The following is a 25,371-nucleotide window of genomic DNA, read 5'->3' as shown; positions in this document are numbered from 1 at the left end:
TCTCAGTCGGGTAAGGTGAGAAATGTTACCATCTCTCCCTCCCCTAAGAACCGGACTTGAGACTTTCATACTCATCCGGCTCAAGCCTAATCAGGTATCCTGGTGAAGCTTCTTATGTTTGGCTTTGTGACAGTGACTATGTAGAATCTGTAGATTCTTAGTTTCACTGTTTCCGCCTCGCTTGATAGGTATGGTATGATGTACCTCGAAGTTATCATCGAGTTCGATAGGTAGATTGCAAATAGGACATATCCCTTTTTGGTGAATATATACCTTTTCGTATTTGCTACCTTTGGCAAATTTGGACTTCCCCCATTTAGTCTTCCTTTTCTTCCAATATTCTTTTAGGTCAGGGTCAAAGGGGGATGAGTTTCCTTTTACCTTTTCAAATCTGATAATAGGTACATCTTTGGCTGCGTTGACTAGGATTTCCTCTTTCTTTCTTTTTCCACTTGATATGGTGAAGAAGTTCAAGGTATCTTTGTCAATGGTTTTGAAGTATTTCCTCTTAATCCACTTCCAGGCTTTCTTTGGATGTTGTCTCTTTAGATACCTGTATATGGAACTGAGAATTTTCCACCTTACATTGTTGAATGTTTTCTTGGAGCATACGAATCTGTAATAGTTTAGCCATCCTCTAATCTTCGGATTTAGCTTTTTGATTACATCTTCTGTATTTAGTGCCCTAGCTTCATTCTTGAGTATGCTACGAATTTCCTTTAAGAATCTCTTAACTTCTTCCTGGTCAGGTGTTATTATACATGAATAGCATATTTCCTCCCTGATTTTGGCGTTTGGTGTCGGGATTCTTATAGCATTTGGTTTTAGATTTTTAAGCATTTTTCGTGCTTTCTTCTTGTACCTCTTGCTATCTAATCTCAGGGTTTTTGTCTTTCTTTGTTGAATCTGGAACCCCAGGAAGGAAAAACCTTCTTCTATTATGTTTCTGATTTTGGTCTTTTCTCTGTTGAGTTCCAGCCCCCTTTCTCTTAGCCATTTTTCTACTCTGGGGATTATTTCTTCCAGGTTTTCTTTTGTTTGGCTGGTGATTACGAAGTCATCTGCGTATCTAGCAAATCTGTATTTATCTACCTCCTTTTTCTTATTTATGGTTTTCCCTCTACTTCGAGTTGTGTAATCTATCTTACATTTTTCGGATATGACTTCTTGGAGTCCATCGAGGGCTATATTTGCTAGTAGTGGGCTGATGATTCCGCCTTGGGGTGTTCCTGAGTTGGTTGGATGGAATATCCTGTTATCCACGTATCCACATTTTAGCCATTTCTTGATTAGACTTCTTTTCGGTAGTCCTTCCAATTTATCCATGATGAAGCCATGAGATATATTGTCAAATGCTCCTTTAATATCTGCATCAAGAACCCAGTGGTGTGAGCTACCCTTTTTGAGGCCAGCGAACACTTCTTGGATGGCGTCGTGACAGCTTCTTCCAGGTCTGAATCCGTAACTATTGGGTTCAAAGCTTACCTCGAATACTGGTTCATATGCCATTTTTATTATGGCTTGACCTATTCGGTCTTTTATGGTTGGTATTCCTAAGGGTCTTTTATTCCCATTTGATTTAGGTATATAGACTCTCTTGGTGGGGCTTACTTCATTCCAGTTCCAGTTTTTCATTAGTCGGTTTTTCTCTTCGGTTTTGATGGCTACATAACCGTCTATTCCTGGAGTGTTCCTTCCTTTGTTTTTAACCGTAACTGTCTGTATTGCTAAGGCTAATGCTGACTTGCTATTTATAATTAGTTTCATCAGATTTTTCACCTTATCCCATCCGCTGCCTTTTAGTTGAGCTTCTTTGGTTGCCCTGAATATTCTTCTTTGAAGTTTGAGAACCTGTTTATTGATGACTTTCCAGTCTATCTCAGTCCAGTCCCAGACTCCAGTACCAGTATTGGTTCTACTTTTCATCGGGGTGAGTCTCTATTCCTCAATTCTTGGAACATTCTGATTAGACCAACCTGACGTCTGCTACCTCTCGGTATGATTCATAGGAATCTATATGTCCGGTTATGATTTCCCGTTGACTTTCGTCGTGACATCATTTGCTTTTTCAGGTCTCCTACTCCCTGTCAACCCTGGGCTTCTTTTGCAATCCGCTTTGCCATTTATTGGCGGTTGAAATTTCAGGGGTTACCGTGTTCATCAAGTGAAGTTTTCGATATCCCTTTAGGTTCATCCTTTGCTCCGGAGTTCTTCGTTGCATCAGATTGAGAAGGACGCAATCCCCAATCACTTATTATCGAACTCGGTGCCCTTTTGGCTACAGTGTTTCAATCACGTTTCACTGTTCAACAGTTACGAAGCTTTTATAGATGTTCACTTTCGTTAACCATTGGGTATCTTCCTGCTAGCACTTGCGGCGGTGTGATTCCGACCTTGGGTGCTATTTCCTGTATTTCTACAGGACTTTATCGAGAATCTGCACTCAGGTTCCGATTACTCTTCCCCCCTCATCTCGGCAGGCTGGAGGATGCACTCTCCAGAAAGCCATTTCAGGCTTTGGTTCAACTTGACGCTTTCACGTCGCGCGCGCCCACCTTTATAGTATAGCACAAATAAACTTCAATTATAACATATTTTGAAAAATTTTGTAAAAAACTGTTCGGGAGTCGGGAATCGGGAGCAGGGAAACTATTGCCTATTGGCTATTGCCTATTGCCTAATCAATATCAGTAGAGTGGGCATCCTGCCCGCCCGACAATAAGCATGACACTGGCAAGATGCCAGTTCTACAGCTTGATGCCAGTTCTACTGCCTAATCAATATCAGTAGAGTGGGCATCCTGCCCGCCCGACAATAAGCATGACACTGGCAAGATGCCAGTTCCACAGCTTGATGCCCGCCCGACAATAAGCATGACACTGGCAAGATGCCAGTTCCACAGCCTATTGCCTATTGCCTATTGCCTATTGCCTATTGCCTATTGCCTATTGCCTATTGCCTATTGCCTATTGCCTATTGCCTATTGCCTATTGCCTATTGCCTATTGCCTCTTACCTTCCCTACCATGACTCCTCAAGTAAACCCTTCAACACCTCTTCCGTAAAAGGATTCTTACCAGCCCGGAGCTCATCTATCCATTTTTGCCGTTTTGCTTTCAACTCATCATCATCGATCCAGTCTACAAATGCCTGAAAATCTGATATCGCTCCTGCGGTATCCCCAGTCAAAGCCCTAGCCAAACCACGACTATCCTTTATTCCTCCATTTTCAGGTTCTTTTGCCACTGCTTTTTCACAGGCATCCATCACTTCAGCAGCATATCCATGGAGGCTACCAAACCAACAGATTTGATTCCAAGAATCAGCATCAATGTCTAGGTTTGGATCTAGTTGTTGTGCTTGTTTATAGAGAGATAGGGCTTTGGTTAATTTACCCTCTTTAGCTAACTGCTGACCTTGTTTAACTTTAGTGGGTGCTGCTAGCTGTTTGGCTTTTTTCTCTGGCTCTAATTCTAGATTATGATTCCATGTTTTGGCTTCTTTAAACTTAGCAATAGCACCCTCAATATCCCCCTCTTTAGCTAACTCCTAACCTTGTTTAACAAGACCAGAAGCTGCAGCTATTTTGCCATCTTAATCTTGGCATTTCTTTAAGCTATCTAAGGATTCAGGATGGTCTACAAAGTAATCTTCAAGCAACTTACAACCCCTAGCCAGCATCTCACCTAAATCTTCAACCGCCCAGAGTCTAACCGTTTTGTCCCTTGATGCCGTAGCCAGGGTTTTACCATCGGGGCTAAAGCTTACACTATTTACCGAGTCAAGATGTCCTTTCAACAGTGCTAATTGATTGCCCTGTAAATCCCAGAGTCTGACCGTTTTGTTGTCTGATGCCGTAGCCAGGGTTTTACCATCGGTACTAAAACTTACACTATTTACCGAGTCAAGATGTCCTTTCAACAGTGCTAATTGATTTCCTTCTAAATCCCAGAGTCTGACCGTTTTGTCCCATGATGCCGTAGCCAGCCTCTGACCATCGGGGCTAAACCTTACACTTTCTACCGAGTCAAGATGTCCTTTCAACAGTGCTAATTGATTTCCTTCTAAATCCCAGAGTCTGACCGTTTTGTCCCATGATGCCGTAGCCAGCCTCTGACCATCCGGGCTAAACCTTACACTTTCTACCCAGTCAAGATGTCCTTTCAACAGTGCTAATTGATTTCCTTCTAAATCCCAGAGTCTGACCGTTTTGTCCCATGATGCCGTAGCCAGCATCTGACCATCGGGGCTAAAACTTATACTAAATACCAACTCTTGATGTCCTTTCAACAGAGCTAATGGATTGCCCTGTAAATCCCAGAGTCTGACCGTTTTGTCCGATGATGCACTAGCAAGCATCTTACCATCGGGGCTAAAGCTTACACTATTTACCTCGGATTGATGTCCTTTCAACAGAGCTAATGGATTGCCCTGTAAATCCCAGAGTCTGACCGTTTTGTCCGATGATGCACTAGCAAGCATCTTACCATCGGGGCTAAAGCTTACACTTGATAGCGAGGATTGATGTCCTTGAAATAGAGCTAATTGCTTTCCCTGTAAATCCCAGAGTCTGACCGTTTTGTCGTCTGATGCCGTAGCCAGGGTTTTACCATCAAGGCTAAAGCTTACACTATTTACCTCGGATTGATGTCCTCTCAACAGAGCTAATTGATTGCCCTGTAAATCCCAGAGTCTAACAGTTTTGTCCTTTGATGCAGAAGCGAGCATCTTACCATCTCGGCTAAAACTTACACTTGATACAGAGGATTGATGTCCTCTCAACAGAGCTAATTGCTTTCCCTGTAAATCCCAGAGTCTGACCGTTTTGTCGTATGATGCCGTAGCCAGGGTTTTACCATCAAGGCTAAAACTTACACTATTTACCCGGAATTGATGTCCTCTCAACAGAGCTAATTGCTTTCCCTGTAAATCCCAGAGTCTGACAGTTGCGTCGTCTGATGCCGTAGCCAGGGTTTTACCATCAAGGCTAAAACTTACACTTCTTACCAACTTTTGATGTCCTGCTTCATGGATCTTACACAAACCTAGACATCGGTCTGAAGTCCAATTCCTGCTTCGTTTGTATACGTAGGAAGACGGCTTCTTCTACTCCACAGGCGTTTTATCGGTAGCCACCGACAGTGTTATGTAAAACCTGGTTCCCAGCCCTCTATATTGATTGCTGCGTTGATATCCCGGTCAACAATAAGTCCACAACCACCACAAACATAAATTCGCTTTTGAAGGGGCATATCTTGCTTATGACCGCACTTGTGGCAGGTTTTAGATGAAGGGAACCATCGATCGACCAACGTCAACTTAAAGCCATGAAATTCTTGTTTGTAGGTTAGTAATTCTCTAAATCGATAGAAACCTAACAAAGAAATCGCCTCGGCTAATTTGTGGTTCGCAAGCATCCCTGATACATTCAAGTCTTCGATTTTGATTTCTTGATATGTCTGAGCTAATCGAGTTGTCTCTTTTTGTAAAAAGTCTTCTCGACTGTTGACAATATGCTGATGTTGCTGACGAAGTTTCTGGTAGTATTTGTGGGCGTTCTTACTAGGTTTTTGTTTTCTGGGACCATTGCCTAGCACCTTTTTCCGATTTCTCCATTGTAGTTTCGATAGCTTGATTTTCGCTTTCTTAATCGAACTAGGAGTCTCAATCTTGGTGTGGTCAGATAAGGTAGCAAAGCACTTCACACCTAAATCAACACCAACTTTTTTATGGGTGTGTTTCATTGATGGTAAGGGGCAAGCCTCGATTTTAAACGACACAAACCACTTCCCAGCTTCACGAGAAATTGTGAAAGTTTGAGACCCACAATTAAACGGAATAGCTTCTTTAATTCGGAAGGTTCCTAATGTAGGAATCCTGAGCAATTTTCCAGCTTTTACTAAGCGCTTACCATGTCCATCATCAACGGTAAAACTACATTGATGACGTTTCTTTTTAAATTTAGGTATCCCTGAACAAAGCTTCGGATCGCGCCAACGACTGAAAGCTTTTTTCAAATCTCTCAAAGAGTTTTGATAGATGCGAGAAGAGTATTGATTACACCAGGCAAAATCAGGATTCTTTTTGGTGACGTTGGTAAAAATCTTTTTGATAGCAGTCAATCGCTTAGCATCCGAAGCTTTAACACCGTCAAAATCCCAAGAAGACATCATGATACTGAGACCGTAGTTATATACGAACCGAGAGAAGCCAGCGCAACCAGCTAAGAAGCCAGATTGTTTGTGATTGACTTTAAGTTCTCGTTTGAGTGCATACATGATGTGTATCCTGGGAATTCGACCTTAAACTTGTACTTCCATTTCTACTTTAGCGCAATTTTCCGGATTGTCGATGTTTTTGTCAATATTTTCTTGAATTGGTTGGACAGATCGACGTAGACCGTAGAGCCGACAAGAGAAACAGTGAATAATTGCCATCAGGTCTTCCACCATTTCTTGTTGGGGACTAAGTGACTCATTGTTAGTCACAACGATATTACAATCACAATAGTTAGCTAACTCAACGATCAGCTCGAAGGCAAACCTACATAGACGGTCTTTGTGAGCTACGACGATTGTAGAAATCTGTCCGGATAGCATACGGAATATCAGGTTTAGAAACTTCTTACGTTTGAAATTAAGACCACCACCGACTTCTTTAATCACTTCATCAATTTGAATTCCAGAAGCACAGCAGAAGGTATCCATAGCTTTGACCTGGTTTTCAAGTTCGGGTTTGAGAGCGGGGGATGATACGCGACAATAAACAACTACCAGCCGCTTGGCATGATCACGGGATAGACCTTTAAGTTGATTGATATGCTTCTGGGTGTAAATACGATGATTGCCAAGGCTGCGATCGGCTACCAATTTTCCCGAAATATCCCAACGCTGGAGAGTTCTAACGGTGACACCGGCGATTTTGGCGAATTCATGAGGACGATAATGCATCTTCGACAATCCTGTGTAGGTTTGTCGAAGATTGTGGATGATTCAAGGACTAATTGTCAACTCTCCTCGAATCAGTAATTCGCTATTGGCACAGCGCTTTTGGGCGAACAACTCGAAGATATCGGCCTCGCGATCAGCAAGATGTATGACCTTCGCTTTTTCGGCTAGTCCTTCCTCAGCTCCTGTAACAGTCTGTAACCATCGATAGCTTTCTTTTTCTTGAATCGGTTTTTTCTTGCGTTCTTTTTTCTTTCCACTCCTGTGCTTTCTTGTCCAACTCTGCTGATGTAGCAGTCCCAATGGCTCTCCTTTGGCACTCACAGCTATACAGCTATGAACTTTGATTCCTTGCTGCTTGGTCTGATTGATATATCCCAAACCCTTCGTGGCTTCATGTGTCGTATACTCCAAGTCCGTCGTGTCCTGTATTGCCAGCACTACTCCTGCTTCGACACACCTCCTCACTACCGCTTCCCTGTGTGAAGCCAATAAGTCAGTCTGTTTCACTTTCTTATTTGACCAAAACCTGTATATACTTTGGCTGTTGCTGGCATTTCCACTCGCTTTTGGTACTGTTTCTGCTGGATGCTCACTTAAGAGCAAAAGTGTCTTTCTCAATCTTTTGGCATGGCGTATGTCCTGAAAAATTTAGGATTTATTTCCTGGCTGATCCAATCCTTCATTTGTTATTCTTCATCTGCTGATTTACTTTTTCCTCTGATACTCTCACAACCAATGCCTCCGAGTCCACTCCCGCGAGGGTGCTCCTTCTTAAGTGCGATCAGCGCAAGCTGCTGCCCTAGGCAATCCCATTTGTGATGAACGCGATCGCAGTCAAAGGAGACCCCTGTTAGTCTAATAATGGCTCTGACCACTCCTCTGTCAATCCTTACCTCAATTCTAGTCTCTATCACTGTTTCGACTACTTTTGCCTAATGGATAGCTTGTTAAGGGGGGTTAGGGGGGATCCCAGTCTTGAACGGCTGTGGATGGATCCCCCTCCAGAATTGCTGCCATGGGATCCCCCTCCCGTCCCCCTTAATAAGGGGGAAGCCAGAACAGGGTTAGATTCCCCTCGAGAAGTTCCCTCAACTCCAGTTCCCCCCTTGTTAAGGGGGGTTAGGGGGGATCCTCCTCCAGAAGTGCTGCCATGGGATCCCCCTCCCGTCCCCCTTAATAAGGGGGAAGCCAGAGCATTGTCCACCATTAACTTACACAACTTCTGAGTCAGAAACGGTTGTCCCCCTGTCCAGGTCAATATCTCACCTAACACCTGTTCAGGATTATCCACTTTCCCTACTAAACCAGGGAGCAGTGGTGTTTTGGCTTCTTCAAAGGTAAACCCAGTCAGTTCAATATCCCGACCAATATTAAAGGGAGTGCGCTGTTTATCCTGAATCAAATCCGCTGGAGTTGCTACTCCCAGCAAACAAAAACTCAGGCGATTGTAGGCAGGATTTTCCGCTCGTTTGTTATAACAACTGCGAATAAAAGCAAAGAAATCATCTTTAAACCCTAATTTAATAATACTATCAATTTCATCTAGAAAGATAACAATAGTTTCTGGAATAGTTTCCAACAATACCGATTCAATAAACTTGCCAAATCCTAACAAGGGAGCGATGTGTTCTGTTTCTCGAAACCAAGCCTCTTCATCAAACTTATCTGATAGCTTAAACTCATCCACCAGCATCACTATCAAGCTTTAATACCACATTTCTAGCGGTATATTCTCTTTTCCAATCATGGTAAAATCGATACAACCACAGGCTACTCCTGCTTCCTGGAGACGCTTCATAGTTTGTACCCGCAAACTGGATTTACCCATCTGTCGGGAGTTGAGCACATAACAAAATTCCCCAGCCATCAAAGCCTGAAAAATTTCGTCATCAGCTTTTCGCTTAGCATAAGTTGTGGCATCTTGAGGTAAACTTCCCCCAACTTGGTAGATTGTTGATTGGTTGGTCATGATCAGAAAGGGAGTAGGGAGTAGGGAGTAGAAAGGCAAGAGGCAAGAGGCAAGAGGCAAGAGGCAAGAGGCAAAAGGCAAGAGGCAAGAGGCAAGAGGCAAGAGGCAAGAGGCAAGAGCTAATCAACTATTATATAGGGATTTTTTGGAATGGAAAAAACTATAATCGCTGTTTACAATTCATTTATAAACCCTATATCAGCTATCGGATTTGTATTTGATATGTCAACTAGGATATCTTTTTTTATTGGACAATAAAACTCCGAATATATTTATAATCGGGGGTTAGGTGGTGGATTTATTTTGCCTATTGCTAGCATGCCTATTGCCTCTTACCTGCTCCCTGCTCCCTGCTCCCTGCTCCCTTTCTAGAAAAGCCTGTTACTAAAATACTGACGATACAAATTATATCGAGGAATACAATCATTACCGATTGCTCTGACTAATCCCAGACTTTCTAACAGATAGGTTTCCTTACACCCCAGGCGCACAGCTTTAGTAGTTTTCAGTAATTTTTTGAAAGGGTTTAGTAAATTGGGATGGAGAATGAGATTATTTAAAAGTTCTCGCAAATGATGGCGATAAATCCCTGATTCTGTGGGGGCGGTTTCTAAAAGATGCTCCATAGTCATGTTGGGATGTTTGCTAAGAGTAGAGAAAGCCAGGTTCAATAAATAAGAATGTCCCCCTACGATACCCATTAATTTTTGCCCTGATTCAATGGATAAATTTAAACCATAACGCCCAGCTAAACTCTGAATTTTATCTAAGTAAAAATCCGATAACTCTACTGCGGCTCCCACATTAAAAGGAGACTGATTGATATCTAATTCAATATAAACTTCTGTAGAATAAACGACAATCAACCGCAGGTTTTTCCAAAGTTGATTATTTTTAGCATCCTCATGCCACGTGCGCAGCAACCCTAGAAATTCTCCAGCTATTTCTGGATAAGGAAACACTCGGTCTACTTCATCCAAGCACAAAACTACAGGACTGGATAAAGATGCTAACAGATACTGCTCAAAATATCGTTGACAATTTACCTTACTATATAACCGTTTACTCCAATACTTATCCAACTGGTCTGATAAGCCCAAATTGTCACCAACTCGTACACAAAACGACTGCAAAAATGCATCCAAGTCATGGCAAGGTAACTGATTCAGATTAAAATAAACCGTTCCATAACCCCGAGACTTAGCATAAGCAATAATCCTATTACTGAGTAAGGTTTTACCCATCAGCTTGGGTGCTTTAATACGAATTAACGCCCCTGGTTGTAAAATCGTTTGATAACACTCAGCATCTTGGGGACGTTCTATATAACAGTCTCCAACTTTAGCGGTTGTTTGTGGTTGATTATTGGTGCTATTTGTGCTATTAATGTTGCTATTATTAGTTGGTAATTCAATACCGAGTAATGTTAAAAATTCTGGTATAGACTGAGGGCGAGCGCTAGCCACCAAATTCATGGCATTGAGAATGGCTCGATTTATGCGTCCGCTAATCTGGGGATTAAAATGGTTTGGTGGTGGTAATACAGCTCCCTCAACCCGCTCGTCAGCTGGTACTGGTTTATTTCCAGTTAAGAGAACATAAAAGGTAGCGGCCAAAGCATAAACATCGGTGTAGGGACCCTGTTGCGAACGCCACTCATATTGTTCCAGAGGAGCATAACCTGGAGTCCGCCCACACAGATGAGTTTGGGTAACCCCAGGGACAAACCTAGTAGCAATACCCAAATCAATCAACATGGCACCAGAACCATCCTGACCCACCATGATGTTATCAGGTTTAACATCCCGATGGAGCAACCCTTGCTGATGAATATCCCAGAGGGCGCTACCAATTTGCCCGATGTAGAGCAAGGCTTTCTCTTCTGAGAGCACACCCTGCCGTTTCACCAGAGCCGACAAGGTTTCCCCCTCGATGTATTCCATGATTAGGCAGGGCAGTTCACCTTCTCGGATAATTTCTTCTGATAAGCGGACTAGATGAGGATTCCCACGGCTACATTGGGCTAATTTTACCGCTTCATTGGCGAAAATTTTCCAAAATTCTAATAGATTATCTTGGCGGAGTACATGATTAAGGATAGTTTTGATAACAATGCGATCGCCTGTTTTAGTTCGGGCTAAATAGGTAATACCCAGCCCACCTTCTCCTAGTTTTTTTTCGATGGTGTACTTACCCTTTTGTAGCCGATAACCAGGGGGCCAGGTAATAGTACTTACGCCGTAGCTGTGGTTAGGTGGCTGAGTAATTGAGGGAGGTTTGTAGGGAACATAAGGCTCTCCCACAGTAACAGCTATTGATTGTGTGGTGCTGCTATGACGATTTTTAGGGGAATTAAACCAGCGTTTAACTGCGTTATTTAACCGCTGTTTAAATTTCCCACAGACTGACCGATGCTTATTAGTCTTCATTGGAGATACCCAACCTATCCAGAATATTAATTTGGGTAGGATTTATTTGGCGACACAAATAATTTTAACGTTTCTGATAATTATCAGAGCCATTCAATTTTATTCACCCTACACCCTACACCCTACTCCCTACTCCCTAATCATCCTCCCAGCTGTTGCTAAACGTATCAAAAGGTTCCGTTGCACCTGTCCAATTAAAATCATTAATTCGTAAACCAACTAAACCCCGTTGTTGAACGGGATTATAGCGCAATAAAATATTGTAGCTTCGACGAGAATACTCTAAAAAGAAGTCAGTACTAATTTCCTCATTTGTATCTAAATTTAGATAAGTTTGGAAACCGACTCGAAACGGACCATAGAGTTGTTGGGTAATACCAGCATTAAGGATGCGATTATCTGCAACTCGGTCAAATAAAAATGGTGATGTGTTGCCTAATGCGACTTGACTATAGCCGATATTAAAACCGGTATAGTCGAGAAAAGGTTTAGAAAAATGACCAAATTGCCCAGTTAAGCCAATGCTGCCACGAAGAAATTCTTGAGAATCACCGTTACTATAGGCACTAGCCACACCGGTAATGGATGAATTTAGTTGAACATTTGGTAAAATTGGTGCTGGTGTATAGCGCATACCTTCTTCAGCAGTTGCTGGCAATATGTCACCTTGCCAAAGGGGTTGTGTCCAGTTTAGAGTTGCACTGCCTTGATAACGGGTTAAACTAACCCGATTGTTATCCCGAGGTGGCAGAGGTAGCAAGTCTGCTCGATCGGTCTTAGCGTTAATACGCTGAACACCAGCTTGATATCGAATGGTCAAGCCTGTTTGCCCGATGGGAATTGTTGGTGATTCAAATATACCCCCAATACTACTCTGAACGGTTTGAAAACCCAAAGACCCATTGAAAAGGCGATCGCGGTAGCTGGATTCCAAAGTTAAGCGATGAGGATAAGTGGTGCCAATAGTTTGTCGGAGCCGCAAACTTCCCCGAGATTCGTTTTCTAGATCATCAGGATCCAGACTAGTGAGTTCTGCGGAACCTATTAGTGTAGTACGTGGCCCTAAGGAACCATCAAGGTCAACAAGCAAACCAAAGTTAGCGGGATCAATTACGCCACCACCTTCTGCATCATTATTCTCATCTTCATCATTGTCTCCAAGAATGGCTTTTTGAATATAAAACTGTGGTGTTAGACTGAACCTGAAGGAGGGACTATCAACCACCTTGAAGCCACGCTGAATAAACACACCACCCCGGTCGTCATCATCATACCCAAAATCCAATAAATTCGGTTGCCGCTCACGGCGGTCAATCACAAACCGTTCACGAAATGTGGGCAAGGAAAACCCTTGATCAAACACCAGTCGAGGATTCTTGGCAATTACTTCATCTACTTCTGGGGAAATCCGCCGAAATCGAGCATTCTTTGTGCGCCACTCCAACTCTGGTGGAGAAAAGGGGTCATTGGTAATTCTGACATTAGTAGCAACTCCTTCTAACCCATCAAACTCCACCCGGTCTGCTTCATAGCGGAATCGATTGATAGTCCCTTCGATGTCCGGGGATTCGATAGTGGTTGTGGTTGCCCCAGTTTCAGAATTGGGAATAATCCTAGCACCAAACTCAATGGCAAAGGCTCCGGGATTACTAATTCCAGCTAAGGGCTGGCTATTAATAATTCTGCGACTGACCGGTTGAGTTGGGGGGGTTGCCCCAGAATCTGAGTTTGCTCTGACAAATTCTCCCCTAGCCTTCAAAACCACACCAGTATCTTGAACAAAATAATACTCAAAGCGCTCTCCCTCTAACACCTGATTCCCACGAGTCAGAGCCACATTCCCATCCGCGACCACAATCTTATTAGGCAAGTTGACTTGCAAACGGTCAGCTTCTAGTAAGGCATCTTGAAACCGCAAGGTAACATTGCCCACCGCTGTAATCACTTGTCTAGTATCGTCATACTCCTGACGGTCTGAAGTCAGTTCAAGTATGTCTGGCTCATTAGTATCGAAGGTACTTGTGGGAGCAGTAACTTCTGAATCTAACTCTGAACGAGATTGGAGTTGAGACGAGTCTTGGTCTGATGCTGGTGCAGTCTCGTTTAGGGAAGGTGAGTTAGATTGTTCAGGGATGATTAACTCAAACTCTCTAGTCTCTCCCCCCCGCTCTTGAGCTATAATACGCTTGCTCCTAGGCAATGGCAAAGGGCAATTTGGACTGATGCTTAAGGGGTCATCTGGCCTGGGTAAGGTTTCGAGAGTAGAACATGGTTTGGGGTAAGAGTTAACAGCAAAGAATCTTTCTTGATTCCCAGGCTCAGGTGTTAGCTCAGGTTTAATCTGAGGTTGGCTATTAGGTTGGCGTTGCTGAATTGAATTATGAATGGGCGATCGCGTAGTTTTGGGAAAGCCCCCTAAATCCCCCGAGGGAGCAATCCCTGCCTCGGGGGGACTTGGAAGGTTTTGTTCCCCCCAGCGAGGGATTGCTCGCTGGGGGGCTAGGGGGGCAGAATCATACCCAGAATCAGCAACGGTCAAGTTTGGGGGACTTGGAAGGTTTTGTTCCCCCCAGCGAGGGATTGCTCGCTGGGGGGCTAGGGGGGCAGAATTATACCCAGAATCAACAACCCCTGTCTCAGAAGTAACCGAGATTGATCGTGCTTCTGGAGTTGGACTCTTGAGTAAGGAGGTTAAATCAGGATGGAGTGGTTGCTTGATTCCTGGTTTTAGAAGAGTTTGTTGCCACTGTTTTCCTTGCCCTAGTTGCCAATTGTCTTGGCTGTTTGTTATCCTTAGCAAGGTCTGGCCAACTGCTCGGGAAATGGGTAGACCTAAGCTAGCAGCGCTTTTGTCTGTGCCTAATATTGGGACAGCCTCAATTTTGAGCTCTCCTGTAGGGTAGGGTTTGAGCAGTACCTGGTTTTTCTGTGTTTGGTACTGTGCCGAAACAGTTATTCTTTGAGATAATTTATCTAGTTCGCTAGTGGTCTGGGAAAGTTTAACAGTTTGAATAATTGCGGGTACGACCGGCGGCTGAACTGGCTGGGGCATGTTTCACTAATTGGCTGGTGTTTTACTATTCAGACCAACAATCCTTGACTCAATCCCCAAGATTGTAGTTCCAAATCGGTTATCGACAAAGAGGTGCAACTATTACTTATAGCTATCTAAACCTTGTCAAACATTATCTACTGTTTTAGAATCAAATAAGTTAGTAACTTGTTTAACAAGGGAACACTACCGCCCAACAAAGAACTAAAAGCCTTGGCAGCTGGTCGTAAGTTAAGCGACGTAAAATAATGGACTGAGTGAAGTTACAGTGCGGTTTGAGAGTAGGCAGCAGAGCCTCCATTAAGAAAATTAGCGCAATGCTTTTGGCATTGCTTTGTCGGCAACAACCATTAGTTTTAACTAATGCTATACCATCGTCCTATCTGCTTGTTAGTAGGTTTGTACAGGTTAAATGTTGCACAGCCCATATTACAATAATTAACCACAAAGACAAAACCACCCTCCTCTCAGAGCGTGGTTTTGTCTGTATAGTCCCGTGTTAAATAGCTGTGGCTATCTCTAGTTGAGCGGTCGCTATTTACTCGAAATCCTTCCGCTTGGGGTTACGAGATGGATCGTTTGACAAGAATCCAAAGACAAATAAGCCAATAAAGAAGCTAACGACTACATAAACAACGATTTTGAGGGTTACCATGTTGAGTTCTCCCAAGAAGATATGAAATACGGAAGATGAAGCACTACGTGAGACATTGCTCCGATGGTGAAAGTTCTAGGTTACCAACCCTAGAACTTTCACCATCGGAGCTTTTGACACGACTAACTTCATACTTTTTTAAGATCATACCTAAAGGTGGCTCCCATTTAACGTTTAATATCCTGAAAAGTGGGATAAAAGCTGGGTAAGCAGTCAGCAGTCAGTGGTCAGTGGTCAGTGGTCAGTGGTCAGTGGTCAGTGGTCAGCGGTCAGCGGTCAGCTGATTTTATTCAAAAGCTGTTCGGTGTAGCTTGGCCACAGGCCTTGGCCACAGGCCACGCTACGCGAATGGCTGATAGCTGATAGATGATAGCTGATAGCTGATAGCTGATAGCTGATAACTGATAACTGATAGCTGATAACTGATAGCTGAATGCTAACCCCAAGCCGATGAGCGGATTTGAACCGCCGACCGTCCGATTACGAATCGAATGCTCTACCACTGAGCTACATCGGCACCAGTTTATTAATATAGCAAATATTACTATAGCAATAGCAAATCAGTCAGCTAAGTTAGGGTAAACCATTAATGACAAACTCGAACTCAAAAAATCCTGACCCCAATCCCAAAGTCTCTCGGCAAAAAATCAATCCAGAGAAGTATGCCAGGCTAAAAGCAGAAGCCCAACATCCCTACCGAGGCTTAAGAAAATTTATCTATATTGCCTTCGGTGCCTCTGGTTTTATCGGTGCAATGGTTTTTCTAGCCCAGTTAGCTGCTGGTCAAGCTGTAGCTACTGCCATGCCTAACTTGGCTCTGCAAATCGGTGTAGTTATCTTGATGGTTTGGCTATTTCGCCTAGAAAATAAGGCAGAACGGAAATTATAGAAGGAAAACCTTGACACTCCTTGGATCCACAGAGGAATCTCAGGGTATAATAGTAGGATAAGAAAATTATGGAAGCCATGGTGAGCATAGCATCTCTAACGGCTTGGATTAGGTGTGAAGTAAATGTTTAGGCTCGTCTAGATTCTATTGAAAAGTATCAATACACTCTACTAGACAAAGAATCTTTAGCTGGAAAAAACTAACCATCCTATTGGCTTGTTTGAAACACGATATGTAGCTGGTGTCATTCAGGGTCAACAAGCCTATTTGCTGACTAACCTAGTGAATGGTACAAGTCAAACCCTGCTCCAGCCTCAAGGAATTTGGACAATCGGTCGGGGACGCCAGTCAGGAATACAGCTCCCCGAGAAGCGTTTGTCTAGACATCATGCTGTGATTCAGCACATTCAGAAGCAGGGATTTTATCTAATTGACCTGGAGAGCACTAATGGTTCCTTTATCAATGGAAAACGAGTCAAAGGACCTCATCTGCTCAAGGATGGGGAGTATGTTCAACTCGCTAGCATTAGTTTTAGTTTTTTATTTTGCAAACAGACTAAGACTGTAGACAACATTAGCTCAGATATCCTAGCCCAAATCGAAGCTTTAGCAGCAGAAAACAACTTAAGCAGTGATCAAGCAACAATTGCCTCATCCTTATCCCTAGATCAGATCAGCAAAGATACTAACCCATTTGTACACGGGGAAGAAACAGACGTATTTGCCTCAGAAGACTCTGCACAAGAAATGCAAGAGCTTGAAGGAGCAACCTCTTCTGAACTAACTCCGGCTCAGCAGTTAGAAATTCTAGACCGCTTTTTAATTAGAAAGTACACTCAAGAAAAGTAAATTGTAAGCATTAAGCGGTCAGCGGTCAGCGGTCAGTGGTCAGCCGTCAGCGGTCAGCGGTCAGCGGTCAGCTTTGTGGCACAGGCTTCCAGCCTGTGACTTCACTCAGATTAAACCAATCCTTACCTGTTGTCTTTATGCAATAGCAAGTGGGAGGAACCACGGCAGCGCGGGCTGCATCGCTTATTCAAAAGCTGATAGCTGATAGCTGATAGCTGATAGCTGATAACTGATTGCTGATGGCTGATAACTGATAAATTAAGCCTCCTCATCTCCTGCTTCGATGCTATCCCCCTCCTTGCTATCCATAGGAGCTACTGAGTTAGCGGAAACTACTGCTCCCATGTCGAGAGCCTGACGTACTTGCTGCTCAATATTCTCAGCAAACTCGGGATGTTCAACTAAATACTTAACTGTATTATCCCGACCTTGAGCAATATTGTCTCCATTGTGGCTATACCAGGCTCCCTTGCGCAGAATGACTTTGGTTTGTTCTGCTAAATCCACCAGACACCCTAAGCGGGAAATCCCTTGGCCAAAAATAATGTCAAACTCTGCAATGCGGAAAGGAGGGGCAACTTTATTTTTGGCAACTTTGACTTTGGCACGAATCCCATATTCCCCCTCGTTAGATTTTTTCAGGGTTTGAATGCGACGAATATCCAGGCGAACTGAAGCATAGAACTTAAGTGCATTACCACCCGTAGTCACCTCTGGGCTACCATAGGTGATGCCGATTTTTTGTCGTAGCTGATTGAGGAAAATAACAGTACACCCAGACTTTCCAATGTTACCAGCAATTTTTCGCAGCGCTTTACTCATCAACCGCGCCTGTAACCCAACTTGGTTGTCACCCATTTCCCCCTCAATTTCTGCACGGGGTACCAAAGCAGCTACGGAGTCAATTACAACGATATCCACTGCCGCAGAACGAACCAGTTGATCCACTATTTCTAGGGCTGATTCCCCTGTGTCAGGTTGAGATACTAAAAGGTTTTCGATGTCAACCCCCAAAGCTGCAGAGTAGGTGGGATCAAGAGCATGTTCTGCATCAACAAACGCTGCAACTCCCCCAGATTTTTGGACTTCTGAGACAGCATGCAACGCTAGGGTTGTCTTACCAGAGCTTTCTGGACCATAGATTTCAATAATGCGACCTTTCGGCAGACCACCCCCCAAGGCTAAATCTAGGGTAATTGCCCCACTCCGAATTGTTTCCACTTTCATGCGGGTGGCATCACCCAAGCGCATGATGGCACCTTTACCAAAACTACGCTCAATTTGTTTTAGTACCAGGTTCAGAGCTTTTTCTTTTTCGGGACTGTTTGTGATTGGGGTAGCCATGGATGCCTCAAAAAATTTACTGTATCGGGACGGGTTTTGTAGTTTTAATTCTCCCCCTAAAGAAACATGGGGGATGGAGAGGGTATGTTGCCCAAGGAGTTATAGACCGCCTACACGCAACCTTAAAAGTAGGATTTGACTAACACGCTTTGTGGTAGTTATTGCCACAGGACGAGGGAAAATACCTCAACAACAGCTGTGCTGTGAATTTTAATTTTCTTAAAATTAGGGGTCTTCAGCGATCTGACTGATACTCTATATTAGGCCAACGGTCTGGTAAATCCTATCCCTTGTTAAGATTGGTGTTGTTCAAGCCTCCTGGCTCTCAAATGTAAGGATCAGGCCAGACTATAAAATACTGATCCATTTTAACTGTTTAAGCTCCTTGAGCTCTCTGCAACACTGCTTGCTTAAGCTGGGTAGGAATGCTGAGTAGGATCAGTTACTTGGGTAAATTATAGTACAAAAGTACTTCCTCGTAAAGAAATTACCTTAAACGAACTGGTGGGATTTTCTCATAGGTCTGCTTTCCTTTCTCCGTAGGAGACGCGGGGCGCGGACGGGCGCGCACCTGTTGCTATGGGTAGGAATTTTGGCATGGCCTACCCACTAGGAAAACTTTTGTTGAGGATTTCACTAAAATGGGTTATATAGAATCAGCAAAAGTCTTGAAAGGCCTTTGGCCACGCTACGCGATCAGTAACTAGGAAACATTCAAGAGCATGATGTGAAAAAATATTAATTTATTAACTATTACCGATACAATGGACTCATCTAGAATCAATTCCCTATTCTCAGAAGCAATTGTGTCGGTTGCTGGGTTAACCGACTATATCCAAGAGTTGTTAGAGGAAGATAACCAACTCCATAGAGTTTGGGTGATTGGAGAAGTTTCTAGTAGCAACCACCATCCAAAAGGGATGTTTTTTACCCTCCAAGACCCAGATGCCAAGGCTACTATACAGTGTGTAGCCTGGAGGAGCCAGTTAAGCAAGCTGGTGCAGCTACCAGCAGTAGGAGAACAGTTGATTATTTTGGGCAGCCTCCGAGTTTATCCTCAGCGGGGACAGTATCAGCTGAATGTATGGCAAGCCTTACCGGCGGGTGAGGGGTTGCAAGCCTTGCGCTCACGCCAATTACGCCAACGATTTGAAGCCGAAGGATTATTTGACCCACAACGAAAGCGCCCCCTGCCGATTCATCCTGAAACTATTGCTGTGGTTACCTCTCCCCAAGCGGCTGCTTGGGGAGATATTAAACGTACACTACAGCAACGGTATCCTGGTTTACGAGTGTTGTTTTCACCGGCTCAGGTTCAGGGGGAACTTGCGATCGCATCAATAGTTAACGCTATTGATCGAGTCGAGCGGGATGGCAGAGCCAAACTACTGATATTAGCTCGGGGGGGTGGAGCATCAGAGGATTTAGCTTGTTTCAATGATGAACGGGTGGTGCGAGCAATTGCTCAATGCTCAATACCGGTGATCACCGGTATTGGTCATCAACGGGATGAATCTTTAGCTGACTTAGTAGCTGATCACAGTGCTCACACCCCGACAGCAGCAGCGGAAAAAGCTGTACCAGAACTGATCACCCTTTATGCTGAACATCAACAGCGGCGGACTACCCTTTATCAAGCGGTGACTCAAATCACAGAGGCATCTTGCCATAAACTGCACCATCTACGAACACGATTGCGACACCTAGCTCTAGACCAACAACTACACCAGGAACAAAATGCAATCGCATTTCAGCATCAGCGATTATTGCAAGTGACATCAAAGCGTCTGAGCCAAGGGATCCAGCACTGTCAACTTCTCAAGGAAAAGCTCAATAGCCTTGACCCTCAAAAAGTCCTACAACGAGGCTATGCACTAGTGCGCACCGCAGGGGGAACTATTGCTTCGTCTACAGAGAATTTGGCTTCTGGAGAAGAACTACAAATTCAGTTAGGTGAGGGTCAAGTTAACGTCAAGATTATCGAGATTGTTGATAGTTGACCGTTAACCGTTGATCGTTAACGGTTAAGCTAAAGCTTCTAAAGCTTGCTCTACGATAAGAGCCGCTTGCTCAACTTCCTCGGCTGAGACAATTAGGGGTGGAACAAAGCGAACTACCTTTGCTCCTGCTGGTACCAACAACAAACCCCGTTCCATCACAGCTTTAACTACATCAATTGAAGTTAGATCAATATTTGATTTCAGTTCAAGCCCATTAATTAGACCCCAGCCTCGCACTTCTTCAATCACTTCGGGATATTTATCAGCGATCGCTGAGAGTCTGGTGCGCAGCTGCTGACCCCGCACCTGAACATTTTGCAAAATATTCTCCTGTTCCAAGGTTTTTCCTACAGATAGGGCAACTGCACAGACAAAGGGATTACCACCAAAGGTGCTAGCGTGCTCTCCCGGTTGGAAGATATCACAGAATTTCTTAGACATCATCGCTCCAATGGGAATGCCACCAGCCAATCCCTTAGCACTGGTGAAGATATCTGGCTCTATTCCCAGATTCTGATAGCCCCAGTATTTACCAGTGCGACCCATACCCACCTGAACTTCATCTAGAATCAGTAGGATGCCAGTTTCATTACAGATCTTTCTAACTTGCTGGAAGTAGTCTAGGTCTCCTGGGCGAACACCCCCTTCTCCCTGCAATGGTTCGAGCATCACTGCTGCTACCCGCCGATTGCCCTCATCAATATCTGCGATCGCATTTTCCAATGCCTGAATATCGTTGTAGGGTACATACTCGAACCCAGGTACCAAGGGGTCAAAGTTTTTTTGGTACTTAGGCTGACCAGTAGCCGTGATTGTTGCTAAGGTGCGCCCATGGAAACTGGCGTTAGCGGTCAAAATCACTGGTTGTTCAATATCGAGCACAGTGTGGCCATATTTCCGTGCCAGTTTGATAGCAGCTTCATTAGCCTCCGCTCCCGAGTTACAGAAAAATACTCGTTCTGCACAAGAATGGTCAATGAGCCACTTCGCTAATGCCCCTTGCTCTGGAATGTAGTAGAGATTGGAAACATGGTTTAGCTTTTGGATTTGCTTAATTACCGTTTCTACCACAACTGGGTGAGCATGACCTAAGGTACAGGTAGCAATCCCTGCCACAAAGTCAAGATAGTCTCGCCCGGAAGTATCCCAGATATGGCAACCGGCACCCCGCTCTAAGGCAATAGGAAACCGTCCATAGGTTTTCATGACCCTAGCATCGAATTCAGTTAGGTCATAAGGTGCACCCCCAGCCGGAGCTGACTCTGCCGGTGGCGAGGGATTGTTAACAATAGTTTCTGGGCTCACGAGCTTAGTCCTGGTGTGATTAGTGAACGGTCAAGGTTGGCTTTCTAGGATTTACCAATCAGCGTATGGAGCGTTATGCCATACTATTTTCAATTGCCCAACGAGCTAATTCAGTACGGTTATGGAGACCAGTTTTCCCTAGCATGTTCGATACATGACTTTCTATGGTGCGCTGAGAAACATTCAGTTTCTCAGCTATTTCCCGATTTGCCATACCTCTTGCCACAAACTGGACAACCTTTAGCTCAGTAGGAGTCAACTCAACATCGTAAGGAACCTTAATTTTGGGTGTGCTGTCTGGACCAGAACCTGAATGAAGGATTAGACGAGAAGCTTGCTTTAGGGAGGATTCCACCTGTGCTACCAGTTCTTCTGGCTCAAAAGGCTTCACCATATAAACATCCGCACCCTTATTGAGTCCCTTTACTCGATCTTGGCTTTGACCTTTGGCTGAGAGAAATAATATGGGAATCCAGCTGGTGCGGGAATCATCTCTGACCTTTTCTACCAGGGTATAGCCGTCCATCTCTGGCATCATCACGTCACAGATAATCATATCAGGAATATCCTGCTCTAAAATGTCCAGAGCTTCTTTTCCATGTTCAGCAGTAATCACTTGGTATCCCCGAAACTCGAGGTAGTCCTTGACTAGTAATATCAGGTTGGGGTCATCATCAATCAGCAGCAGTTTTTTTTGCTCTCTTACAGCATTGTCCTTCATAACTGTAACGTTTGTTATACTTTGCTTGCTTAATTTTCGTAAATAGTGGTAGTTCCTCTTGCCTTTTCTAATGCCTGGAAGTTACCAAGCTGCTTTAACTCTCCAACCAATAATCCTACCTCACCATCATTAGGGTTGGTAAGGAAAAGACTGAACTTGAAGTTTGCCCCCGGAAGCCTAAGCTGGCCAAGTCAGTAGATTTTAGAACCCGTTGCATCGCAAAGGTGGGGTTCATGACGATTAGGATCTTAACCTGGTTGGGGTTGCGGACGATCTGCTTCCATTGCCTGGTAGTCTGAAGCAGATGCTTGAAGAGTTTCTGGCAAAGGATGAACTAAAAAAGCATAGTCCTCTAAAACTTGGTTGCCAATAATATGCTCTTGAATAATACGTTCAATCACCTCAGGGGTAGCACTGTGATACCAAACACCGTCTGGGTAAACTACCATGACAGGACCAGAGGTACAGACTCGCAGACAATTAGCCTTGGTGCGAAAAATGTAACTTGTTTGAACATCCTTTGGCTGGTCTAGTTTTAGCTCTTTAAGGCGTTTTTTGAGATATTCCCAGGATTCAAGGCTAATTTCTTTTGAGCAGCATTTGGGTTTAGTTTGATCAGCACACAGGAAAATGTGGCGCTGAATTTGATTAAGTCCTAAGCTCTTTACATGAGTTGCTAGGGTAATTTGCTGTGATCCGTCGAAAGTCGAAGTGTGAGAAATTTCAGAATTATCAGAATCAGATGCTTGGGTAGCTTCAGACTCAGTTTTGTCTGCTGGCATGAGTTTTACGGCTTTTGTGTGAGGATGAGTGGAAAGGGAGAGAGTAAGAATATACCTGTTATATCTATTTGCTTATTTTAGTTATCAGTGATCAGCAGTCCATTGGTTGCAGTTCTGTTCTTTTCAGCAATTGCTGGGACTAAGGTCAAGCCTTCAATGAAACAGGTACAAGCTACAGCATAGTCATACGCATACACAGAGAATAACTCAAAGCTATATCATCTGTGCATTCGCCATCTGTTAACCTGCTATGAGTTCGGGAACCCGTACAGAGGTATTTATTGCCATCTCCTGCTGATTTTGAGTAAATTAGCACTCAGGAGCTGAGAGTGCTAAATCGGCTCAGATGAAGTAGAGAGGAAAAACTGATATGGCAGCTGTAACTCTGAGTGTTTCCACCGTTAAGCCCTTAGGGGATCGAGTTTTTGTTAAGGTAAGCGCCGCTGAAGAAAAAACTGCTGGCGGTATCCTACTACCAGATAACGCTAAGGAAAAGCCTCAAGTTGGGGAAATTGTAGCCACCGGACCTGGCAAGCGCAACGATGATGGTTCTCACGCTGCTCTCGAAGTCAAAGTAGGGGACAAGGTACTTTACTCGAAGTACGCTGGTACCGATATTAAGTTAGGCAACGAAGAGTACGTTTTGTTGTCAGAGAAAGACATCTTGGCAGTCGTCAGCTAACACCTTGAAGGCAAACAAGTTGAACCCTTAAATTTTCAACCTTTTACCTTCAACCTTTTACCTTCAACCTTAATAACCCTTAGGAACTGAATTCAAAACCTATGGCTAAGCGCATTATTTACAACGAAAATGCTCGTCGCGCCCTAGAAAAGGGAATGGACACTCTGACTGAAGCTGTAGCTGTCACCCTTGGACCAAAAGGTCGCAACGTAGTGTTAGAGAAGAAGTTTGGTGCTCCTCAAATTGTTAATGATGGTGTCACCATTGCTAAAGAGATTGAACTGGAAGACCACATTGAAAACACTGGTGTTTCTCTGATTCGGCAAGCAGCTTCCAAAACCAATGATGCTGCTGGTGATGGCACTACAACCGCTACGGTACTAGCTCATGCTGTGGTCAAAGAAGGCTTGCGCAACGTTGCTGCAGGTGCTAACCCGATCGCCCTGAAGCGGGGTATTGATAAAGCTACTGCTTTTCTGGTAGACAAGATTGCTGAACATGCTCGTCCAGTAGAAGACTCTAAAGCAGTTGCCCAAGTTGGTTCTATCTCTGCCGGTAACGATGAGACCGTTGGTCAGATGATTGCTGACGCAATGGACAAAGTGGGCAAAGAGGGTGTGATTTCCCTTGAAGAAGGGAAGTCTATGACCACTGAACTAGAAATTACCGAAGGGATGCGCTTTGACAAAGGCTATATCTCTCCCTACTTTGCTACTGACACTGAGCGGATGGAAGCAGTTCTAGAAGAACCTCACCTGCTGCTCACTGACAAGAAAATTACCCTGGTACAAGACCTGGTGCCAGTGCTTGAGCAAGTGGCTCGTTCTGGCAAGCCGTTGCTGATTATTGCTGAGGACATTGAGAAAGAAGCCCTGGCAACCTTAGTGGTCAACCGCCTACGGGGTGTTTTGAATGTGGCAGCTGTCAAGGCTCCTGGCTTTGGCGATCGCCGTAAGGCTATGCTGGAAGACATTGCTACTCTAACTGGTGCACAAGTAATCACTGAAGATGCAGGTCTAAAGCTTGACAACGCCAAGCTGGAAATGCTGGGTAAATCCCGTCGTGTGACCATAACTAAGGACAACACTACTATCGTTGCTGAAGGTAACGAAAATGCAGTGAAGGGTCGTTGTGACCAAATCCGCCGTCAGATGGACGAAAGCGATTCTTCCTACGACAAAGAAAAACTGCAAGAGCGATTAGCTAAGCTGGCTGGTGGTGTCGCAGTGATTAAAGTGGGTGCTGCGACAGAAACGGAAATGAAAGACCGCAAGCTGCGTTTGGAAGATGCCATCAACGCTACCAAGGCAGCTGTGGAAGAAGGTATTGTCCCTGGTGGTGGCACAACTCTAGCTCACCTGACTCCTGACCTAGAAACTTGGGCAAACGAGAACCTTAAGGCTGAAGAACTTACCGGTGCTATGATTGTTTCTCGTGCCTTGTCTTCACCTCTGAAGCGAATTGCCCAGAACGCTGGTCAGAATGGTGCGGTGATCGCTGAGCGAGTTAAAGAAAAAGAATTTAACGTTGGCTACAATGCTTCCAATGGTGAGTTTGTAGATATGTTTGAAGCTGGTATCGTTGACCCAGCTAAGGTAACTCGTTCTGCTCTCCAAAATGCCGCTTCCATCGCAGGTATGGTGTTGACCACTGAGTGTATTGTGGTAGATAAGCCTGAGCCTAAGGACAATGCTCCTGCTGGTGCTGGTATGGGTGGCGATTTTGATTACTAAAGCCTACGGAAT

General features: G+C 44.2%; 24 protein-coding genes and 1 tRNA gene. 8 read left to right on the top strand and 17 right to left on the bottom strand.

What is annotated here, in order from left to right; translation table 11 throughout:
* Positions 1-90 precede the first annotated feature (90 nt).
* Positions 91-1,926 (bottom strand): reverse transcriptase domain-containing protein, encoded by a 1,836-nt coding sequence (locus BJP34_RS18640; protein WP_070393634.1) that lies wholly within the window; start codon positions 1,924-1,926, stop codon positions 91-93.
* A gap of 670 nt (positions 1,927-2,596) precedes the next feature.
* Between BJP34_RS18640 and BJP34_RS49090 the strand changes: the two genes are divergently transcribed.
* Both BJP34_RS49090 and BJP34_RS40170 read left to right on the top strand, forming a co-directional pair.
* Positions 2,597-2,722: a hypothetical protein gene (locus BJP34_RS49090; protein WP_267876310.1), complete on the top strand. Its 126-nt coding sequence runs from the start codon at positions 2,597-2,599 to the stop codon at positions 2,720-2,722.
* 112 nt (positions 2,723-2,834) lie between these two features.
* Positions 2,835-3,029: a hypothetical protein gene (locus BJP34_RS40170; protein WP_149031047.1), complete on the top strand. Its 195-nt coding sequence runs from the start codon at positions 2,835-2,837 to the stop codon at positions 3,027-3,029.
* On the opposite strand, the gene BJP34_RS18635 is transcribed toward BJP34_RS40170, so the two are convergent.
* The 11 genes from BJP34_RS18635 to BJP34_RS37160 form a co-directional block, all read right to left on the bottom strand.
* Entirely contained in the window at positions 3,021-3,266 is a 246-nt protein-coding gene (locus BJP34_RS18635; protein WP_070393633.1) for a hypothetical protein, read from the bottom strand. The two genes, BJP34_RS40170 and BJP34_RS18635, sit on opposite strands and share 9 nt — an antisense overlap.
* Before the next feature lie 327 nt (positions 3,267-3,593).
* On the bottom strand, positions 3,594-5,042 hold the full coding sequence (locus BJP34_RS18630; RefSeq protein WP_070393632.1) for a WD40 repeat domain-containing protein: 1,449 nt from the start codon (positions 5,040-5,042) through the stop codon (positions 3,594-3,596).
* A gap of 101 nt (positions 5,043-5,143) precedes the next feature.
* Positions 5,144-6,277 carry an RNA-guided endonuclease InsQ/TnpB family protein gene (locus tag BJP34_RS18625; protein WP_083305249.1) on the bottom strand — a complete coding sequence of 378 codons (1,134 nt, stop codon included), beginning with the start codon at positions 6,275-6,277 and terminating at the stop codon, positions 5,144-5,146.
* 24 nt (positions 6,278-6,301) lie between these two features.
* Positions 6,302-6,949 carry an IS607 family transposase gene (locus tag BJP34_RS18620; RefSeq protein WP_070393043.1) on the bottom strand — a complete coding sequence of 216 codons (648 nt, stop codon included), beginning with the start codon at positions 6,947-6,949 and terminating at the stop codon, positions 6,302-6,304.
* A gap of 42 nt (positions 6,950-6,991) precedes the next feature.
* The gene (locus tag BJP34_RS18615; protein ID WP_267876624.1) at positions 6,992-7,585 is read right to left on the bottom strand and encodes an IS4 family transposase; all 594 of its coding nucleotides are present in this window, start codon (positions 7,583-7,585) and stop codon (positions 6,992-6,994) included.
* 50 nt (positions 7,586-7,635) lie between these two features.
* The gene (locus BJP34_RS18610) at positions 7,636-7,863 is read right to left on the bottom strand and encodes a hypothetical protein (RefSeq protein WP_070393630.1); all 228 of its coding nucleotides are present in this window, start codon (positions 7,861-7,863) and stop codon (positions 7,636-7,638) included.
* A gap of 8 nt (positions 7,864-7,871) precedes the next feature.
* Positions 7,872-8,642: an AAA-like domain-containing protein gene (locus tag BJP34_RS50080; RefSeq protein WP_070393629.1), complete on the bottom strand. Its 771-nt coding sequence runs from the start codon at positions 8,640-8,642 to the stop codon at positions 7,872-7,874.
* A 12-nt stretch (positions 8,643-8,654) separates the two neighbouring features.
* Complete coding sequence (locus BJP34_RS50075; RefSeq protein ID WP_324610941.1) at positions 8,655-9,020, bottom strand: hypothetical protein; 366 nt, start codon at positions 9,018-9,020, stop codon at positions 8,655-8,657.
* Between the two features lie 266 nt (positions 9,021-9,286).
* Positions 9,287-11,347 (bottom strand): AAA-like domain-containing protein, encoded by a 2,061-nt coding sequence (locus BJP34_RS18595; RefSeq protein WP_070393627.1) that lies wholly within the window; start codon positions 11,345-11,347, stop codon positions 9,287-9,289.
* A 136-nt stretch (positions 11,348-11,483) separates the two neighbouring features.
* Positions 11,484-14,399 carry a DUF3769 domain-containing protein gene (locus tag BJP34_RS18590; RefSeq protein ID WP_070393626.1) on the bottom strand — a complete coding sequence of 972 codons (2,916 nt, stop codon included), beginning with the start codon at positions 14,397-14,399 and terminating at the stop codon, positions 11,484-11,486.
* Positions 14,400-14,937: 538 nt separating this feature from the next.
* Positions 14,938-15,054 carry a photosystem II reaction center protein I gene (locus tag BJP34_RS37160; protein ID WP_075900681.1) on the bottom strand — a complete coding sequence of 39 codons (117 nt, stop codon included), beginning with the start codon at positions 15,052-15,054 and terminating at the stop codon, positions 14,938-14,940.
* A 237-nt stretch (positions 15,055-15,291) separates the two neighbouring features.
* Here BJP34_RS37160 and BJP34_RS49085 point away from each other — a divergent pair, with 237 nt between their 5' ends.
* Entirely contained in the window at positions 15,292-15,417 is a 126-nt protein-coding gene (locus BJP34_RS49085; RefSeq protein ID WP_267876309.1) for a hypothetical protein, read from the top strand.
* A gap of 82 nt (positions 15,418-15,499) precedes the next feature.
* Here the strand turns inward: BJP34_RS49085 and BJP34_RS18585 are convergent.
* Positions 15,500-15,571: transfer RNA gene (locus tag BJP34_RS18585), tRNA-Thr, on the bottom strand.
* Between the two features lie 72 nt (positions 15,572-15,643).
* On the opposite strand from BJP34_RS18585, the gene BJP34_RS18580 reads away from it, so the two are divergent.
* A complete protein-coding gene (locus BJP34_RS18580) occupies positions 15,644-15,943 on the top strand; it encodes a DUF3493 domain-containing protein (RefSeq protein WP_070393625.1) in 300 nt (99 codons plus the stop codon).
* Between the two features lie 216 nt (positions 15,944-16,159).
* The gene (locus tag BJP34_RS18575) at positions 16,160-16,792 is read left to right on the top strand and encodes an FHA domain-containing protein (protein WP_070393624.1); all 633 of its coding nucleotides are present in this window, start codon (positions 16,160-16,162) and stop codon (positions 16,790-16,792) included.
* Between the two features lie 258 nt (positions 16,793-17,050).
* Here the strand turns inward: BJP34_RS18575 and recA are convergent, their stop codons facing one another.
* A complete protein-coding gene (gene recA / locus BJP34_RS18570) occupies positions 17,051-18,136 on the bottom strand; it encodes a recombinase RecA (RefSeq protein WP_070393623.1) in 1,086 nt (361 codons plus the stop codon).
* A gap of 764 nt (positions 18,137-18,900) precedes the next feature.
* Here recA and xseA point away from each other — a divergent pair.
* A complete protein-coding gene (gene xseA, locus BJP34_RS18565; protein ID WP_070393622.1) occupies positions 18,901-20,136 on the top strand; it encodes an exodeoxyribonuclease VII large subunit in 1,236 nt (411 codons plus the stop codon).
* A gap of 24 nt (positions 20,137-20,160) precedes the next feature.
* Here xseA and BJP34_RS18560 read toward each other — a convergent pair whose 3' ends face one another.
* The 3 genes from BJP34_RS18560 to BJP34_RS18550 all read right to left on the bottom strand — a co-directional run bounded on the left by BJP34_RS18560 (position 20,161) and on the right by BJP34_RS18550 (position 22,944).
* The gene (locus BJP34_RS18560; RefSeq protein WP_070393621.1) at positions 20,161-21,441 is read right to left on the bottom strand and encodes an aspartate aminotransferase family protein; all 1,281 of its coding nucleotides are present in this window, start codon (positions 21,439-21,441) and stop codon (positions 20,161-20,163) included.
* A 73-nt stretch (positions 21,442-21,514) separates the two neighbouring features.
* Positions 21,515-22,162: a response regulator transcription factor gene (locus BJP34_RS18555; RefSeq protein ID WP_070393620.1), complete on the bottom strand. Its 648-nt coding sequence runs from the start codon at positions 22,160-22,162 to the stop codon at positions 21,515-21,517.
* A 248-nt stretch (positions 22,163-22,410) separates the two neighbouring features.
* On the bottom strand, positions 22,411-22,944 hold the full coding sequence (locus BJP34_RS18550; RefSeq protein ID WP_149031046.1) for a (2Fe-2S) ferredoxin domain-containing protein: 534 nt from the start codon (positions 22,942-22,944) through the stop codon (positions 22,411-22,413).
* 370 nt (positions 22,945-23,314) lie between these two features.
* Between BJP34_RS18550 and groES the strand changes: the two genes are divergently transcribed.
* Both groES and groL read left to right on the top strand, forming a co-directional pair.
* A complete protein-coding gene (gene groES / locus BJP34_RS18545; protein ID WP_008180318.1) occupies positions 23,315-23,626 on the top strand; it encodes a co-chaperone GroES in 312 nt (103 codons plus the stop codon).
* A gap of 101 nt (positions 23,627-23,727) precedes the next feature.
* On the top strand, positions 23,728-25,359 hold the full coding sequence (gene groL / locus BJP34_RS18540; RefSeq protein WP_070393619.1) for a chaperonin GroEL: 1,632 nt from the start codon (positions 23,728-23,730) through the stop codon (positions 25,357-25,359).
* Positions 25,360-25,371 lie beyond the last annotated feature (12 nt).

Origin of the sequence: Moorena producens PAL-8-15-08-1 (assembly GCF_001767235.1) — a bacterium.
In the GTDB taxonomy this organism is placed as follows: domain Bacteria; phylum Cyanobacteriota; class Cyanobacteriia; order Cyanobacteriales; family Coleofasciculaceae; genus Moorena; species Moorena producens_A.
The sequence above is the reverse complement of the archived record's forward strand: the minus strand, read 5'-3'. Positions and strand labels throughout refer to the sequence as shown.